General features: G+C 41.1%; 12 protein-coding genes and 1 pseudogene. 7 read left to right on the top strand and 6 right to left on the bottom strand.

All coding sequences use genetic code 11. The annotated features are described in order from the left end of the window. Positions 1 to 68 precede the first annotated feature (68 nt). The 6 genes and pseudogenes from PQ461_RS13430 (at position 69) to katG (ending at position 9,423) form a co-directional block, all read left to right on the top strand. A complete protein-coding gene (locus PQ461_RS13430; protein ID WP_274206038.1) occupies positions 69 to 4,037 on the top strand; it encodes a Pls/PosA family non-ribosomal peptide synthetase in 3,969 nt (1,322 codons plus the stop codon). Positions 4,038 to 4,180: 143 nt separating this feature from the next. Further along, the gene (locus PQ461_RS13425; RefSeq protein ID WP_274206037.1) at positions 4,181 to 5,152 is read left to right on the top strand and encodes an SAM-dependent methyltransferase; all 972 of its coding nucleotides are present in this window, start codon (positions 4,181 to 4,183) and stop codon (positions 5,150 to 5,152) included. A 156-nt stretch (positions 5,153 to 5,308) separates the two neighbouring features. Further along, positions 5,309 to 5,686, top strand: a complete 378-nt coding sequence (locus tag PQ461_RS13420; protein ID WP_274206036.1) for a response regulator — start codon at positions 5,309 to 5,311, stop codon at positions 5,684 to 5,686. Between the two features lie 49 nt (positions 5,687 to 5,735). Then, positions 5,736 to 6,839: an AI-2E family transporter gene (locus PQ461_RS13415; RefSeq protein ID WP_274206035.1), complete on the top strand. Its 1,104-nt coding sequence runs from the start codon at positions 5,736 to 5,738 to the stop codon at positions 6,837 to 6,839. Positions 6,840 to 6,913: 74 nt separating this feature from the next. After that, positions 6,914 to 6,994 (top strand): annotated as a pseudogene (locus tag PQ461_RS21155) (DUF2256 domain-containing protein); the annotation flags it as partial. Positions 6,995 to 7,143: 149 nt separating this feature from the next. After that, the gene (gene katG, locus PQ461_RS13410) at positions 7,144 to 9,423 is read left to right on the top strand and encodes a catalase/peroxidase HPI (RefSeq protein ID WP_274206034.1); all 2,280 of its coding nucleotides are present in this window, start codon (positions 7,144 to 7,146) and stop codon (positions 9,421 to 9,423) included. A gap of 87 nt (positions 9,424 to 9,510) precedes the next feature. On the opposite strand, the gene PQ461_RS13405 is transcribed toward katG, so the two are convergent. From PQ461_RS13405 to PQ461_RS13390, 4 genes are all read right to left on the bottom strand, one after another. After that, entirely contained in the window at positions 9,511 to 10,488 is a 978-nt protein-coding gene (locus PQ461_RS13405) for an ankyrin repeat domain-containing protein (protein WP_274206033.1), read from the bottom strand. Between the two features lie 11 nt (positions 10,489 to 10,499). Continuing rightward, a complete protein-coding gene (locus PQ461_RS13400; RefSeq protein ID WP_274206032.1) occupies positions 10,500 to 11,936 on the bottom strand; it encodes an ankyrin repeat domain-containing protein in 1,437 nt (478 codons plus the stop codon). Further along, positions 11,933 to 12,439, bottom strand: coding sequence for a hypothetical protein (locus PQ461_RS13395; RefSeq protein ID WP_274206031.1), 507 nt, complete (start codon positions 12,437 to 12,439; stop codon positions 11,933 to 11,935). The genes PQ461_RS13400 and PQ461_RS13395 overlap by 4 nt, the downstream gene beginning before the upstream one ends. A gap of 107 nt (positions 12,440 to 12,546) precedes the next feature. Further along, on the bottom strand, positions 12,547 to 12,903 hold the full coding sequence (locus tag PQ461_RS13390) for a magnetosome magnetite crystal formation protein family (RefSeq protein WP_274206030.1): 357 nt from the start codon (positions 12,901 to 12,903) through the stop codon (positions 12,547 to 12,549). Positions 12,904 to 13,125: 222 nt separating this feature from the next. Between PQ461_RS13390 and PQ461_RS13385 the strand changes: the two genes are divergently transcribed. Beyond that, the gene (locus tag PQ461_RS13385; RefSeq protein ID WP_274206029.1) at positions 13,126 to 15,051 is read left to right on the top strand and encodes a LuxR C-terminal-related transcriptional regulator; all 1,926 of its coding nucleotides are present in this window, start codon (positions 13,126 to 13,128) and stop codon (positions 15,049 to 15,051) included. Positions 15,052 to 15,056: 5 nt separating this feature from the next. Here PQ461_RS13385 and PQ461_RS13380 read toward each other — a convergent pair whose 3' ends face one another. Continuing rightward, the gene (locus PQ461_RS13380) at positions 15,057 to 15,488 is read right to left on the bottom strand and encodes a hypothetical protein (RefSeq protein ID WP_274206028.1); all 432 of its coding nucleotides are present in this window, start codon (positions 15,486 to 15,488) and stop codon (positions 15,057 to 15,059) included. 62 nt (positions 15,489 to 15,550) lie between these two features. Beyond that, positions 15,551 to 17,311, bottom strand: a complete 1,761-nt coding sequence (locus tag PQ461_RS13375; protein WP_274206027.1) for a T6SS effector amidase Tae4 family protein — start codon at positions 17,309 to 17,311, stop codon at positions 15,551 to 15,553. Between the last annotated feature and the right edge of the window lie 99 nt (positions 17,312 to 17,410).

The raw sequence follows: 17,410 nt of genomic DNA, 5'->3' as shown, positions 1-17,410 counted from the left end.
TAAACAATTTGAGGGCAAAAAAGCTTAACTACCAATTTATTCAACCTATTATTTGCGTTCCACCATATATGTTAAAATATAGTCTTTTAGAAGGCGAAAACAAGCCCGACCTTATACGTGAAGAAACTATTGCTGATTTATTCCGATCTGTAGTATCTATTTATAATAACAAAACAGCACTCATTTTTGGCACAAAAAAGCTAAGTTATGTCGAGCTTGACAGGTGGAGCGATGCCATTGCACAATTTATTGCTGCACATGGCATCGGGGCCGGGCAATCAATAGGTGTTTGGTATCCGCGCAGCCTGGAATTACAGGCTTTAATATTAGGTATAGTAAAATCAGGAGCTGCTTATGTGCCTTTAGACCGTGAAATGCCTGAAGAGCGGGTTCAGGTGGTAATGGAAGAAGTTGGTGCATCAGCTTGTTTTACAGATGCCGACCCTGCATTAGTATGTCAGTTACTGCGTGTGCCTGCATTTCCTGAAGCAGAGGCAGAAATTACCCCCCCGGCGGGCCCTAATGCAAATGACCGTGCATACGTGCTTTACACTTCGGGCAGTACCGGGCGCCCAAAAGGTATTCCCATCCTGCATCGCAATATCAGCCACTTAATCAGATCCGAACAGCATGTCATCGGTATCAAGCCGGAAGACAAAGTTTACCAGGGTTTTTCTGTGTCATTCGATATGTGGTGCGAAGAAAACTGGATTAGCTTGTTTGCAGGTGCTACCATCTGGATTGCCGATGCTACCACAGCCAAATCTATTGATGAACTAAGCGATGTTTTAAGGCGCGAACAGATTACTATTTTACATGCTGTGCCCAGCTTGCTGGCCGTTATTGATGACGATATTCCGACTTTAAGATTGATCAATGCTGGTGGCGAAGCCTGTACACAGGCAGTGCTTGACAGATGGAGCAAGCCGGGTAAAAACGTATTTTATAATAGCTACGGGCCTACAGAAACCACGGTTACGTCAACAATGGTGGCACTAAAGCCACGTGACATAATAAGCATCGGCGGGCCATTGCCCAATTATAACCTGGCTGTTATTGACGAGCATTTTAACCTATTGCCGGTAGGGCAGCAGGGGCAGTTAATCATATCGGGCCCGGGGGTTTGCAACGGTTATGTTAACAGGCCTGAACTTACCAGCGAGAAGTTTTTAAATAAACCTGCCTCGCTGATTGATCTTCCAGGAGATCGAATCTACCTCAGTGGCGATGCTGTGATTATGCAGGCCGACGGGCGCATTGATTTCAAGGGCAGGTTAGATGACCAGATCAAACTTCGTGGTTACCGTATTGAGCTTGGCGAAATCGAGGTGCAGTTAAATGCCTTATCAAATGTAAAGTCGGCAGCGGTAGCATTAAAAAAGGATAATCATGGCCAGGATCAGCTGGTAGGCTATGTCACTTTGAATAAGCCCGAAACCTTTGTAGAAAATGATGCGCGTGCCGAACTTTCAAAGCTATTGCCAGCTTACATGCTGCCATTAATCATTGTAGTGATGGAGCAAATGCCACGATTGCCCAGCGGAAAGATTGATCGAAAATCGCTGCCTGTACCAGATATGCTGCTCAATATGCAATCGGCGGATGATGTGAAACTCGATGCCGATGCAACATTACCTGATCGGGTGATGTTCGGCTTAAAACAGTTATTTCCAGGCAGGGAAATAAAACCTGAAATGGATTTCTTTACCGACCTGGGCGGGCATTCTTTGCTTGCTGCAACATTTTCTTCGTGGCTCAGGAGCGAGGGCAATGTGCCTCATGCCACGCTAAAAGATATTTACACTAACCGGCCGGTAAATAATCTGATTCATTATTGGGAGCAGAGCGAAAAGAAAAACACTCAGCAAAAACAAAAAGAGCCATTTGCAGCTATCCCCCCATTAAGGTATTTGTTTTGCGGCCTGATGCAGGGTATCGCGTTACTGTTAATTTACGGTCTTTTTGCCATACAAATTTTTATACCCTACCTGGGTTATTACTATGTGGTAGCGCGTACAGAAAGCGGCCGCGCCGATCGTGGACTGGCTCTTGTTACCGCGCTGATTTTATATTGTCTTGTGCCGCCACTGCTGTCATTAATAAGCGTAGGCGTTAAATGGCTGGTTTTAGGGAAAATGAAAGAGGGCACTTATCCTTTGTGGGGTACCTACTATTTCCGTTATTGGTTTGTTAATACCTTGCTGCGCCTGATACCAACCCAGTTTATGAATGGCACACCCATCTATCCTGTTTTTTTGCGGTCGCTTGGTATAAAGGTGGCAAAAGATGCCCAAATAAGTTCAATAACGGTTGGCGCATGGGACCTGATTGATATAGGCGCAGATGTAAGTTTAAGTTCGGGTGTGGTACTGGATAATGTAAGTGTCGAGAATGGCCGGATAACATTCAGCAAAATAAAAATTGGCGACCATGCTTATGTTGGCAGTAATGCAGTGATAGCAGGTGGAAGTGAAATACAGGAGTGGGGAGAACTTTCGGATTTAAGCTATTTACCATTTGGTCAGAAAATATTGCCTTATGAAGTATGGAAAGGTAGCCCGGCCGAAAAAGTTAAGGATGCCGATCCTGATAGCTTGCCAAAAGGATTGAGGACAAGCAACTTTCAAATGTATTCTTTCAGTTTGCTCTATACCGTATTGTTGATCGTTTTCCCGGTGGTCGTATTGCTTCCGTTGTGGCCTGTAATAGAGATCCTGAATTACATGGATCTTAATGCGCCGGACTATGACTTTAGCTATTTCATACACGTGCCATTGCTAACACTGCTTTATGTGGGTGTTTATGCGTTGGAAACAATTGTTTTATCACGTTTATTACTCAGAAATATTAAGCCGGGAGTTTACCCGGTATATAGTAGCACGTATGTACGTAAGTGGTTGTCAGATCAGTTAATTTCGGTTGCTTTAATTGTGTTGCATCCTATTTATGCCACCGTATTTGTTTCCTGGTTTTTCCGTTTGCTGGGTGCTAAGATTGGTAAGAACACCGAGATATCTACAGCCAGCAATGTAACGCATACCATGCTGGAAATTGGTGACGAATCGTTCATAGCTGATGCTGTTTCATTAGGGGAAGAGGACATCCGCGGGCAACAGCTGGTCCTGGAAAGAACTACTATTGGTAACAGCAGCTTTGTGGGTAACAGCGCATTAATACCGCAAGGTTATCAGTTGGGCGACCGTATGCTGATCGGTGTGCTATCCGTTCCGCCAAGTAAGGAACAGATCAGTGATAACCCGATGGGCGATTGGTTTGGGTCGCCTGCCATTGCTTTGCCACACAGGCAGGATAGTGGCAGTTACGATAAATCTTTAACAACGCAGCCGTCGTTATCACGCAAACTTGCCCGTGGAACAGTAGAACTAATCCGTATTATTTTACCCGAGACCATCATCATTTGCTGCAGTGTATTGTTTGTTGCCTATTGCCATGATCTGGTGAAAAACCGCGGTGTGGTTGAAATTTTAAAAGAAATGCCCAAGCTTCCCTTTTACTACCTGTATTACATGGGACTTCCGGCATTCTTTACTACAGTTTTATTGAAATGGGTTGTAGTCGGCCGGTACAAGCATGAGCAAAAGCCAATGTGGACGCCGCGTGTATGGTTAAGCGAAGCAATAACTACTACCTATGAGGCTTTGGCTGTTCCCTTCTTTTTGGACTTTTTACGCGGTACCCCTTATCTGCCTGCCGCACTTCGCTTACTGGGCGTAAAAATAGGTAAGCGTGTTTGGATGAATACTACTGATATTACAGAGTATGACATGGTAAGTATCGGCACAGATAGCGCATTGAACGAAGACTGCGGTCCGCAAACCCACCTTTTTGAGGATAGGGTAATGAAAGTAGGAGCGGTAAACATCGGCGAGCGATGCTCGGTTGGCGCACGTACAATTATTTTATATGACAGCGAATTGGGTAACGATGTTTCCCTCCAACCACTGTCGCTGGTAATGAAAGGCGAAAAATTAGCGGCTTCCACATCCTGGACGGGCAGCCCTATAAAAGCACTGTAACTATAGTTACTTCAACTATTCTATTATTATGAGCAAGGAGCCGTAAAGGCTCCTGCTCATAATGTCTGGTGGAATTAATTTGGCATTTCACTTGATAAACACAAAAATCTGCAGATATTTAAGCCATATCAATAAATCTTATCATGTCCTTTAATATTCAAGAACCTCGTCAGATTATTTCATCAGCAACGCAAACACTGCTTTTTGATGATAATTATTTGCATATAACTGATGCGCTTAAGCAACTGCACAGTGTATTTGCAAAGTCTACAGGTGTAAAAGCCGGAGACATTAATGATGATGATATTATGCTTCCTACCGGTAAAGCAATTTCAACCATAAAGGCCGCTCATTGCCTTATGGAAATTGAACGCACACGAAGGTTTCTAAAAGGCATCTTTAAAGCAATCACTCAATTGCTTGAGCAAAAAAAAGATGTGCCAGTAACTATACTTTATGCAGGTTGCGGGCCTTACGCTACTTTATTAACCCCGCTTACATCCATGTTCACTTCTGAACAGGTAAAGTTTATTTTTTTAGATATTAATCCTTTTTCGCTGGAAGCTGCGAAGCAATTGTACAATGATTTACAATTGCAGGATTACGTTATTGATTTTGTTTGTACTGATGCAACTACTTATCAAGTTCAGGAGAATATTGACTTATTCTTATCAGAAACCATGTTAAACGGTTTACGAAGAGAACCGCAACTGGCTATTATGGATAACATTATTCCGCAGCTTGATCCCGATGCGATTGTAATTCCGGCAGAGATAACAATTAATGCAGTACTCACCCGGTGGGAAGAAGAGCGTAATGGCTTTTTTAATGAAAATTATGTACCCGCACGTATTCATGCAGGAACTGTGTATAAAACCAGCCGCGAGTTTGAACTTCCCAAGCCGGTAACAATTAACGTGCCTGCATCAAAAACCCATAATCATCTTAACTTATTTACAGAGATCAGGGTTTTTGATAATGAAATGTTGCATCCTTACAGTACCAGTCTTACTATACCAATTAGCATTAATGGCTTTGATAACAGCAATAAAGATGTTGATGTATCCTTTAACTATGTAATTTCAGAAGATCCCGAATTTAAAGTAAGCTTTTAATAACCGTTAGCCTGATGTAATTCCTTTCCGAACTATGCCGGCAAGTGATATCTTATAAATGTAATACTTTAACTAAAAGCCAACTTTATAACCTGATTATTGTTAAACTGGCAAAGCACAATGGTTAATGATGGGTGCGATTGGGATTTTAATAACATGATATTACAAAAACATTTGCTTATCGTTGAGGATAACGAGGATATAGCAGAAGTACTTAAAGAGATTTTTACAGATAATGGTTACCGGGTTACAGCTATAAATGAGGCTGCGGATATTGTACAAACCGTGCAGGAAATAAACCCCGACCTGATTATTACGGACTATATTCTTTCGGGTATAAATGGCGGCGAATATTGCAGCCAGATTAAAAAGAATCCGCTTACTGCTCATATACCTGTGGTTATTTTGTCGGGTTATGCCAAGGTGCTGGAATCTTTAGGAAGTTATGGTGCCGACCTGGTAATGTATAAACCATTTGACAATGATGATTTATATGAAAAGGTAAACAAACTGCTCGTAGAAACGCATAAATAAATCGGGACAAGCCTGCGGTGAATAGCTGATCAATAAACCTATGAAAATTATGAAAGAACTTCCGGTAACTGTAAAGCGTTCCATCGAATTGATGGGCCTTGCCCTGATAGGGTTTATTTTTATTGTAGGCCAGGGCATAATTATGCCATTGTTAATGGCGTTCTTCATCAGCCTTATGCTATTGCCTGTGATGCGTTTTTTCAGGAAATTCAAGACGCCTGAAATATTGGCTATATTTTTACCCATACTGGCGCTGTTTATCTTCTTAGGTTTAATTATATGGTTTTTCTCCTCGCAAATAGGGGCGCTAATTGCCGATCTTCCACAGATCAAAAAAAATGTATCACAGCATTTAGGCGCGCTTAGTACCTGGATTGCCGAAAAATTTAAATATTCGGCTAATGAGCAGCTGAAGTTTATTGACGAACAAAGTAATAAGATGCTTAATTCAGCAGGTTCTATACTAAGCAGCATGGTGGGCTCAATAGGTAATGTGTTGTTGTTTTTTGGTCTTATACCCATTTACATCTACCTCATCTTATTATACAAAAACCTGTTAATGCGCTTTATATTTATGTGGTTTGACGAGAAAGACCATACCACTGTTGAAGAGGGGTTAAAGGCAAGCGAGAGTATTATTAAAAGTTACCTGATCGGCCTTTTAATTCAGATCACTTATATCACCATACTGTTAGGAGCCATATTATTCTTTTTCGGCATTAAGCATGCTTTGCTTATCGGAGTAATATTCGCTTTTTTAAACCTGATACCATATTTAGGTGCGCTGATAGGGAATATATTAGGGGTGCTTATCACTCTTGCATCATCGCAAGAGATATTGCCGATATTTATTGTTTTAGGTGCTATAGCTGTAGTCCAGTTTTTAGATAATAATATTTTAATGCCGCGTATTGTAGGGTCAAAGGTTAAGATCAATGCTTTGGCAGCTATTGTGGGCGTTATACTCGCGGGGACAATGGGCGGGATATCTGCTATGTTCCTGGCGCTTCCTATTATTGCAGTACTAAAGATCATCTTCGACAGGTCTGAGCAGTTTAAACAGTGGGGCGTCTTACTTGGCGATGAAAGGCCTCAGCATAGCCCTATGCAGTTTCCTGTGTTCCGTAATAAGAAGCGCATACCCGTGAAGTAATCATTATGCACGGCGTAAAGAAACAACACTTGCCACAAAAAATATGTTTAGCCTGTGGCAGGCCATTTACCTGACGAAAAAAATGGGAAAAGGATTGGGAACAAGTAAAATATTGCTCAGAACGCTGTAAGCACAATAAGAACAGGAAAGATTAAAGAAAAAAGATGCCCATCCTATGTCTTTAATCTGATTTATATTATAACAGCCAATAGAAGTATAGAGATAATCTATTATCTATCAATATATATTATTTTTATTCACATACCCTCTTTCATACATTTGGTAATATAAACCTCAATACGTTATGGAAAATAATTCGAGTGATATCAGCAAATGCCCTTTTCACAATGGCACATTAAACAACGAGAAAACCCCGAATCACAGTGGCGGTACTAAAAACCGCGACTGGTGGCCAAATCAACTTCGTTTAAATATTTTGCGCCAGCATTCGCCGGTATCAAATCCGCTAAATACAAATTTTAATTACGCAGAGGCTTTTAAAAGCCTTGACCTTGAAGCGGTGAAACAGGACTTGCACGCGTTGATGACCGATTCGCAAGATTGGTGGCCTGCAGATTTTGGTCATTACGGTGGTTTGTTTATCCGTATGGCATGGCACAGTGCCGGTACTTACCGAATTACTGACGGCCGTGGCGGCGCCGGACAAGGGCAGCAACGTTTTGCACCACTTAACAGCTGGCCGGATAACGTGAGTCTTGATAAAGCTCGCAGGTTGTTATGGCCTATCAAACAAAAATATGGCAACAAAATTTCATGGGCAGACCTTATTGTTTTAACAGGTAACGTGGCATTGGAATCAATGGGTTTTAAAACCTTTGGTTTTGCCGGTGGCCGCGAAGATGTTTGGGAAGCAGACGAGTCTGTATACTGGGGATCTGAAACAACCTGGTTAGGTGGTGATGAGCGCTATGCGCATGGTTCTGATGGTGTTGAAAAACCAGGTGTGCTGGTATCTGACGATAACGCAGATGGCGACGTACATTCACGTAACTTAGAGAAACCGCTTGGTGCAACTCAAATGGGGTTAATCTATGTAAACCCTGAAGGCCCGGACGGCAACCCTGACCCAGTACTTGCTGCCAAAGATATTCGTGATACTTTTGGCCGTATGGCTATGAATGATGAAGAAACTGTTGCGCTTATTGCAGGTGGACACACATTTGGTAAAACGCACGGTGCCGCACCTTCTGACAATGTAGGCGACGAACCGGAAGCAGCAGGAATAGAACAACAGGGTTTCGGCTGGCAAAACAGCTATGGTAGTGGTAAGGGTGCCGATACAATCACCAGCGGATTAGAAGTAACCTGGACCAAAACGCCAACCCAATGGAGTAATGATTATTTCGATCACCTGTTTAAATATGAGTGGGAACTAACTAAAAGCCCGGGTGGCGCACATCAGTGGGTTGCTAAAAATGCCGAAGCTGTAATTCCAGATGCATATGATGGCGCTAAAAAGCACTTGCCGACTATGCTTACCACAGACTTGTCGCTGCGTTTTGATCCTGAATATGAAAAAATCTCACGCCGTTTTTATGAAAATCCAGATCAGTTTGCTGATGCCTTTGCACGTGCATGGTTCAAACTAACTCACCGTGATATGGGTCCGCGCGAGCGTTACTTAGGACCGGATGTGCCTGCTGAGGTTTTAATATGGCAAGATCCTATTCCGGCAGTTGACCATGTGTTAATTGACGAAAGCGATGCACGTGTATTGAAAGATAAAATTTTAACGTCGGGTTTAACAGTTTCACAACTGGTTTCTACTGCATGGGCTTCTGCTTCTACCTTCCGTGGTGGTGACAAACGTGGTGGTGTTAATGGTGCACGTATTCGCCTTGCTCCGCAAAAAGACTGGGCAGTAAATAACCCTGTTCAATTGCAGCATGTGCTTAGCGTACTTACTGGTATCCAAAATGAATTCAACAACGCACATACTGACAAAAAAATATCAATTGCCGACCTGATTGTGCTTGCAGGAAATGCAGCAGTTGAGAAAGCAGCTAAAGATGCAGGTCAGGAGATCAGCGTACCGTTTACCCCGGGACGTATGGATGCTTCACAAGAGCAGACTGATGTGGAATCATTCCATTACTTAGAGCCACAGGCAGATGGTTTCCGTAACTATCGTAAAACCAAAGCAAGGGTACGTACCGAGGAATTGTTAGTAGACAAAGCTAACCTGCTGACATTAACAGCACCTGAACTAACTGTACTGGTTGGCGGTTTGCGTGCTTTAAATGCAAATTATGATGGCTCACCTTATGGTGTTTTCACTAACAGGCCAGGTCAGCTGACCAATGATTTCTTTGTGAACTTATTAGATATGGGTACTGCCTGGAAAGCGGCTGATGAAAGTCAGGAAATATTCCAGGGGCACGACCGTAAAACAGGAGCGTTCAAATGGTCTGCTACCCGTGCCGACCTTGTATTTGGTTCGCATGCAGAACTACGCGCTATTGCGGAAGTTTATGCACAGGCCGATAACGGTCGTAAATTTATAGAAGACTTTGTAGCAGCGTGGACCAAGGTAATGAACCTTGACCGTTTTGATCTGCAATAATCTTTCTGATCATCATTAAAAAGGGAAGGCTGGTAAATTTTACCAACCTTCCCTTTTTTGTTTGTGATTCGTTTTAGGTTTCGAGTATTATTCGCCTGCTCCGGCACCGATAAGCTGTTCCAGTATTTCTGTATAGCCGCGTTCGCTGGCAAAATCCATAGGGCTGCGACCATCGTTATCAACCGCGTTTGGATCAGCGCCATTTTCTAAAAGCAAAGCTGTAAAGTCGTTAAAACCGCATTGTGCTGCTACTAATAATGGTGTTTCGCTATAGCTGTTTCTTGAGTTTATTTCTGCACCGGCTTTAAGCAAGGTTTTGCCCAAATGCAGGTTGCCCATTCCGGCTGCATAGTGCAGAGCAGAATTACCGCTAAGTACGTGCTGATTAACATCTGCACCGGCTTTAATAAGTAGCTCAACAAGGTGCGCATTCGAGTTATTAACTGCCAGTATCAGCGGACTTACACCATCATTGTTCAGCTCGTTTACATTAATATCTTCGTTCTTTAAAAGTGATATTACGGTTTCGCTTTGATTATTATAAACTGCCTGGTGCAATGGGGTATTGCCGTAATCGTCTTTTTTAAGTGTTGTATCACCATCTGATAGCGCAACGACTAATTCGCGCATACCGTTAGCCGTAGCATGATCAAGGATAGTATATCCCGAGTTATCTTTCAACGTAGTATCGGCACCTGATGAAATCAGATACAAGGCAGTTTCCGTTTTGCCTGAAAGCACTGCGTAAAAAATAGCTGTTTGCCCAAAGTTGTTGCTTGTATTGATATCAGCTCCGGCATCAAGCAATAATTTGATCAGTTCTTTGCTGCCTATACGTGCTGCACAATGTAAAGGCACTTCACTTACATTATTGGCAAGGTTTACATCGGCTCCGGCGTCTATCAACATCTTAGCAATATCTTTTGCTCCCTTTGAGCAAACGTAGTATAAAGGGCTGTTACCAAGGCTGTCGCGCTTGTCAACGTTAATGCCACCCTTTTTCAGGAAGGCTTGTACAATCCCTTTTTGTGCGTTTTTACACGCATTTAAAAACATGTTATCCATAGTAGATCATATTAAGCCAGTATTTGCTTAACAGCTGCCTCATTGCCATTTTGTATGGCAATATCCATAGCTGTTTGCCCGGCATTATTTACTTTTTCAATAGTTGATTTGTCATTATCCAGTATCAATGACAATAGCTTTTTGGCCGACATCTGGTCGCTGTTTGCAGCCGCGTACATTAAAGCGGTGTTGCCGGCATTATCTGCAAAAGTGGTATCCGCATCATTATCAAGCAGTAATTCGGCTATGCCATATTTAGGCTCGTTGCCTTTTTGTGCAAATGACATTAGCGGTGTTTTGCCTGCATAGTTAGGCTTATTGATATCGCAACCGGCATCAATCAGCTCTTCTGCAAGCTGGGTATTCATATCAGCCATGTATCCCGCCTGGCAAATCACGTTAATAGCTGTGTCGCCTTCATTAGTGATCAACGCATCAATATCAAGGCCATTGTTTATCAGTGTACGCAATATTTTAATGATATCTTTCAGGTCGCGGCTCATGCCTCTGCCAAAGTTGCTAATGCCTTTGGTAAGCAGGTAATAAACAGCGGTTTCACCGGTACCCGTACGATAGTTTACATCGGCACCGCCTGCTGTAAGTAATTTTACCAATGGTTCTGATGGATATTCACAGGCAAGCATCAAAGGAGTACGACGGTGTTGATCAGATAATTCATTAAGATCAGCCCCGTTTTTGATAATGGCTTCTAAAGCCTCCGGATCACTGTTCAATACCGCCTCGTGGACAGTCATTCCGCCGGTTGTGGTATCGCTTTCATCGCCTGATAGTAAAGCGGCAATTTCTTTTACACCGCTACGCTGAGCATAGGCAAGGGGAGTAGTGCCATAAACATCTTTGTCTTCTGTATCAATGCCACCTTTTTCCAGTAGTACGCGCACTGTTTTGGTAGCTGCTTCTACAGCACCCGGTATGGTTTTACGGTGTACCAATTTTTCGCAGATCACATGCAAAATGTTTTTGCCTTCGCTATCAGTAACATCCATTTTTACCCCCGCATCTCCTAATACATCAAGCATAGGATACATGTAAACAAGCCCCGCCTCAAAATAGGCCAGCTTGCCCGAATCATTTTTCTTTTTGGGGTTAACGCCTGCATCAAGCAATGCTTTGGCAGTTTCGTTTATTTTAGTTGCAGTGGCTTCCAATTCCGGGCTGTTTGTGTCAAACCTGCTGCTTGCAAGGGTATGCAAAGGCGTATTTCCGTATTTGTCAGCAACCGGCCTGATCCCTGCCTCTTTTAAAAAATTTACTGCTGCGGCATCAGCGTAACGAGCTGCCAGGTGATATAAGTTTTCTTCGTAATCGCCTGTCATATTAAGATCGGGTAGTGCGCGGTACAATGCTAAAACATCAGCTTTTTCATTTGCACCTGCAAACATATTTCGTTGATAAGTATCCCTTATCTGGTTGTATTCGGTGTTCATTTTTTTAAATTTTGTTTAGCAATACTAATTGCTTCATTAATATTCTTAAACCCTTTGTAGGCAATAGGTGTAGCTATATCAATTACTTTTTGATACTCACCTAACTTTAGCCAGCAATCTGTTTTAAGCCTAACTATGCCATCTGCCACCATTGGGTAAGTCAGTTCCACATGCTTATGCGTAATAGGCAGCAGGTGATCGTCAAGATCATTTTGCTTTTCACGCAATGCCTTATAAAAACTGTCATTAACAGGGTTTGTTTTGCTATGATTTACCGGCATGAAAAGATGCGCTTTATCCAGGCAGATCAAAGCTTCGCGGTAATTAGCTATCCAATAGTAGCATAAAGCCAGGTTGTACTGGGTTTCGGTTTTATCTGATGCTTCGCTTTTTAGCAGCAGATATGCTTCAGAAAAACGCGATTGACCGATAAGTTGTGCAATCAGTTCTGTTTCACTTTTAATCGGTGTATTTTTAAAAGCTTGGTTTGAACCTAACAGCATAGCATTTTATTTAGTGTATAATGCATTAATGATACATAAGGTAACCGCTGCTCTGAATTAACAAAGCAGCGGCACGATTTACATAAGGTTAGGTACAGTATCGGAGTTTATTGCTGTGTATTAGCGTTAACCGGACCAGCAAAATTGAAACGGCCTTCGAATAATTTACCTACAACTGGGAGTGGTTTCATAACCTCGTTGTTGGCGGTAACAATACCAAGTAATAATAATACAAGTGTAGCGACGCCAATTACAAGGCTTACAATATAAAGAGCGGGTATAATAGCTACCAGTATTGATACGATAATACTAAGCACAGCAGATACGATCATAAGGCCTAATGATTGGCCAAGGTGGTAGTTAACTAAAGCGCTTTTTTCTGCGCGTTTCTTAAATTCTAAATACGATACAATCCATCCGATGATTGTAATGTAGGCTACAATAGCCATTGTTTTGTTTGACATAGTTATTGTTTTTAGTTTACGATTAAGATGTTAACCCAAAATTAAGACAGAGGTTCGCCAACGCCAATAAAATGCTGACTACAAGGTGTCTACGTTAAATCAAAAAAGCGTCTACAAGGTATCTACAACAATTTTATAACTTTCTGTGTTACAGTATTCAAAAGGTGTTAAATGCGATTTATTAAATAATTGCGTTAATAGCACATATCTACCTGAGCGCTTATGTTTTTCAAGAAGATCACGATCCTTACAGCATTAATTGCTATTGTTTTTTTTGCCGATACTGTCAATGCACAATCGCTTGTTATTGATTCGCTTAACCGTGTTGCCAATAGTGCCTCCACTAAAGACAGGCCTGTTGCTACTGCCGAACTGGCCCGGGCAACCCTTGAAACGAACCCGGATGAAGCTATGAAGACTGCCACAAAGGCTATGGTATTAGCCAAAGCAAGTGGTGATGCTGGTGCCAAAGCTTTTTGTTATGCAACCTTGGGGTACCTGATTATGCAAAAAGGACAAGAAAAACGTGCAGCCGTATATCTGGATAGTGCTACGCGATGTGCTTCGAAATCTACAGATAAAGAACTTGCTGCCTTTGTATGGATGCGCAAGGGGTGGTTTGAACTGGTAAAAGGCAATAACGAAAAGGCTATATCAGGTTTATTAAAAGCGAGTCAGTTAATAGAGGACGACAAAACCAACCGGGCATATAGTTATAAAACAATTATCAACCATTACATAGCCAGTATATATGCTTACGGCAGCGATACACTTAAACATCGTACTTATGCCCGAAACTGTTTGGCAATGGCCAAGGGAAGCAACTTCGCCGATGATATGCAGCTGGGTTATTTAACAGTAGCACATAGCTTTTTCTCTGCTTTTGAGCATGATAAAACTCATCGCGAACTGTTGGATTCGAGTATGCGGTACTTTAGGCAGGCAATGGCTTTTTACCATAAAAACCGTGAAAAGATATTTATACAAAGCAACGGATCACTCATTGCTTTAAACATCGCTAACAGCTATTTCAAATATTATCCCTTAAGCTATAAAGACAGCGCACAGCATTACATTAACATAGCCCTTGAAATAGGGCGTAAAACCAATAGCCGCGAAGTAATTGCCAACTGTTACGGTATGCTGAGCGAATATGCTTTGCGCGAGAAAGATTATACAAAGGCAGAACAATATCTTTTAACCGGCATAAGTGAAATCGAAAGCTCAGCACCGGGAGTTGACATAACCCGGTCGAGGTTAATGTTGGCCCTTGCCAATGTAGCCGAACAAAAAGGCGACAAGCAAAAAGCGCTTGATTATTATAAACAATATGTGGCGTACAACAGTAAAGTTTTCGACGCACAAAAACTGGCTATCACCCAACAACTGGAAGAAGAGTACCATGCGGCGCAGCGCGATAATGAAATTGCCCGCCTGCGTGAGCGTGCCAATTTTAATAAGCACCTTAACTGGCTGTATGTAGCTATTGGGTCGGTAAGTATTTTGGTTTTGGCATTACTGCTTAGTTCGTACCACTACAAGCTGAAGGCTTCTCAACAGAAAAAGCAGATAGCAGAGAAGGAAAATGAAGAAATAAGGCTGACGGCCGAATTGCAAAAAGCCGAAGCCCAACGGTTGATGTTTGAGAAACAGGAAGCAGAACTACAGGCCCAGCTTCTGGAAGAAGAACGTGCACATGCAGAGGCGCAGCAGGCCTTGCTGCAAGACCGTACCGAATGGCTGGAGAAAGAATTATTAGCAGGTACGCTCAAAATAGAGGAGAAGAACGCCATACTTGAATTGCTGAAAGAGAAATCACGTGGTGCCGATACGACGCATGTAGCAAAACAGATTGGCCGTATCATTAACCAGAACCTGCGCATGGATAAAAATCTTGATGAACAGCAGGCTTTAAATAATATCCATCCGACTTTTTTTACAGCCTTGCAGGAGCGTGCAGGTAATTCATTAACCCGCCTCGACCTGAAATACTGTGCATACATTTTAATGGGGCTTGACAACAAGGAAATTGCCAGTCGTTTGGGGGTAGAACCCAAAAGTATCCGTATGGGACGTTACAGGCTAAAACAAAAGCTGAATCTGGACAAAGCCGAAAACCTTGATCAGGTGATCCGGACTATTGCGTGATGTAATTACTTGTTGTGATTAAACCTTGCATAGGCAAGGCTGTCCAGCCATTTACTTTCCAGTTTTCGGATAATTAAGTTGAGTGGTTGTTTTCCTTCGGCACCTTCAGCAACATTGCCAATGCTTGCGGCTGAGTCTGCCTTTAATTTTGTGTTATCTGCATCAGTTAAACTATCAATCAGCGCGTAATCTGCTTTATTTAAAATAGGTTCAGTAAAGCCGCTATGATCCAACTCTAATATTTCCTGCACTGCTTTAGAGTTATTGTAAGACTTCTTTAGCAGACTTTTTAAATAGGTTAGTTTGAACTGCCTAACGTACGTAGATTTATCGATCATTGATTGTGAGTCTCCACCTTTATTAGAGATTTTAAATCCTAAGATTATTATACTTATAACTAATAAACTAAGAAAAAAAGTTTTTTTTAAAGTTTTCATATGATTATATCAATGAGGTAATACACTTATATATTATATAAGTGTATTACTTTAAATTTATTTTATTGTAATTCCCAAATTAGAATATCTTTTACACCTCCAGGTGCATCAAAATAGCATCCGCCATCACAGCTAAAGTAAGTTAAAAGGTCTGCATGACCGGTCGCCTGAAATTTATTTATATCGTTTGGAGTCATAATAAATATTCCTTTCTTACCATTTAGCAAAGAAGGGAAATTTGAACCATGTATACCTCCCTGTGAACCTTCAATTTTAGTAGGAGGACCAAAAGTTTTTATCATCCATGCTTTAAGTTTAGCAGCACCCAAAAAGTAAAATTTATTATCAGAACCTTTATATGTTTGGTCTTTTATATCTGGTATAGTTACCCCGCTATAATTTAGTGCTCTTGAAATTCTAAGAGCACACGTATTTCTTGCACCTGAAAGATTATATTGATTTAATACTTCACCTCCTACAGCTGTATACATTTTAATAGGTGTGTCAAATCTAGTATCAGAATGTTTAGGGAAGGCATCGTAAAACCTATTATAACTTGGTAACGACTGTGCTGGAAAAGTTAAATTTGGATTATTCCAGTAATCGTAGTTAAGATCATCATCACCTCCTTCAGGTAGACTCAGAAATTGATTTTTATAAATAGGTAATGATATGCTTGAGTTGTTCATTAAATTATTAATGCTCCACAAAGCAGATTCCTTAGTTTCTTGTAAATCTCCATCATTTAATGTAATAAAGGAAGCTATTGCTTTAGCTGCTTCATTATTATTTGTGAGCCAGTTAATTTGATCAGTAGTTAAATCTATCGAGTTACCAATTACCGTTATACTAGGCATTTTAAAGTGTGTCCAATGAGCAACGCCATCACAATCATGTGGATTATAAGTGTTTGTTGTCATATTGCCATTAGTTAAATTTCCGGGTATAGTTGGACAACCTGACTGATCTGGTACAGCCCATAAATTCACCCAAACAACTCCGTCACCAGTAATTGTATTAATTTGATAAGAACCATCAGAACTATACATGCCATTTGGATCCCCAACACCTATATCAGTTGGAGTTCCACCTGTTACCCCACCTCCACTGGAGTTAGTGTTATCTATATATGCGGGAGGTAGACCATACACATAGATATCTCCATAACTTGAATCATTTGAGCTTCCAGGAGCCGATGTGAAGCCATTTCCAGAAGTTAACCAAGAATAAGAGAACCAGTCTTGACAAGCAGGCCCTACACCAGTTTGCCAATTAAATTCAACCCACTCGCCACCAACAATAGCACATGCTGTTGCTGCTAACCAGTGTGCAAGGCTCGCTGTTTGTTTTATTCCATTTGTTGTTTTATTATTTGAATTTTTAACTAATTGAGTTCCCGGTATTTCTTTAGCAAAGCCAACTTTTATCAACTTGTTTTTGTTATAAACCATTCCTATAAATCCATAGCTCTGGAAACTGAAAACTTGTATTCCTCCAGTAAAGGACTCACTACTGGTATTTTTATTCCATCTATATGCATACACTTTAAGGTTATTATCTTGTTTAGTAAAAAATACGGCAGCATATTTATTTATAGGAACCGCTACTACATGTTTCCCGTTAATTATTTTTTGTTCTGCTTGATCCCATTGTAATTTAAAAGGTAATTTTGAAGGTAGTGATGAAACCCATGATGAAATATCTTCAGGTTTTATTTGATTTTCAGAGGGCAAACTTTCAAAAGATGTACTAGAGTCAGATTTTTTAATAGATTCTTTGAAATTTTTATTACATCCAATTAAAAAAATGCAAATGAATAACATTATAGACGAAAATCTCTTCCTATAGATAAAGTTTAGTTTCGTCTTTATACGAACTTTATTAAATAAAGTTATTTGTAGTTTAATTTAATACAATAACGA

The sequence above is a fragment of the Mucilaginibacter sp. KACC 22063 genome, from assembly GCF_028736115.1.
Lineage (GTDB): Bacteria > Bacteroidota > Bacteroidia > Sphingobacteriales > Sphingobacteriaceae > Mucilaginibacter.
The sequence above is the reverse complement of the archived record's forward strand: the minus strand, read 5'-3'. Positions and strand labels throughout refer to the sequence as shown.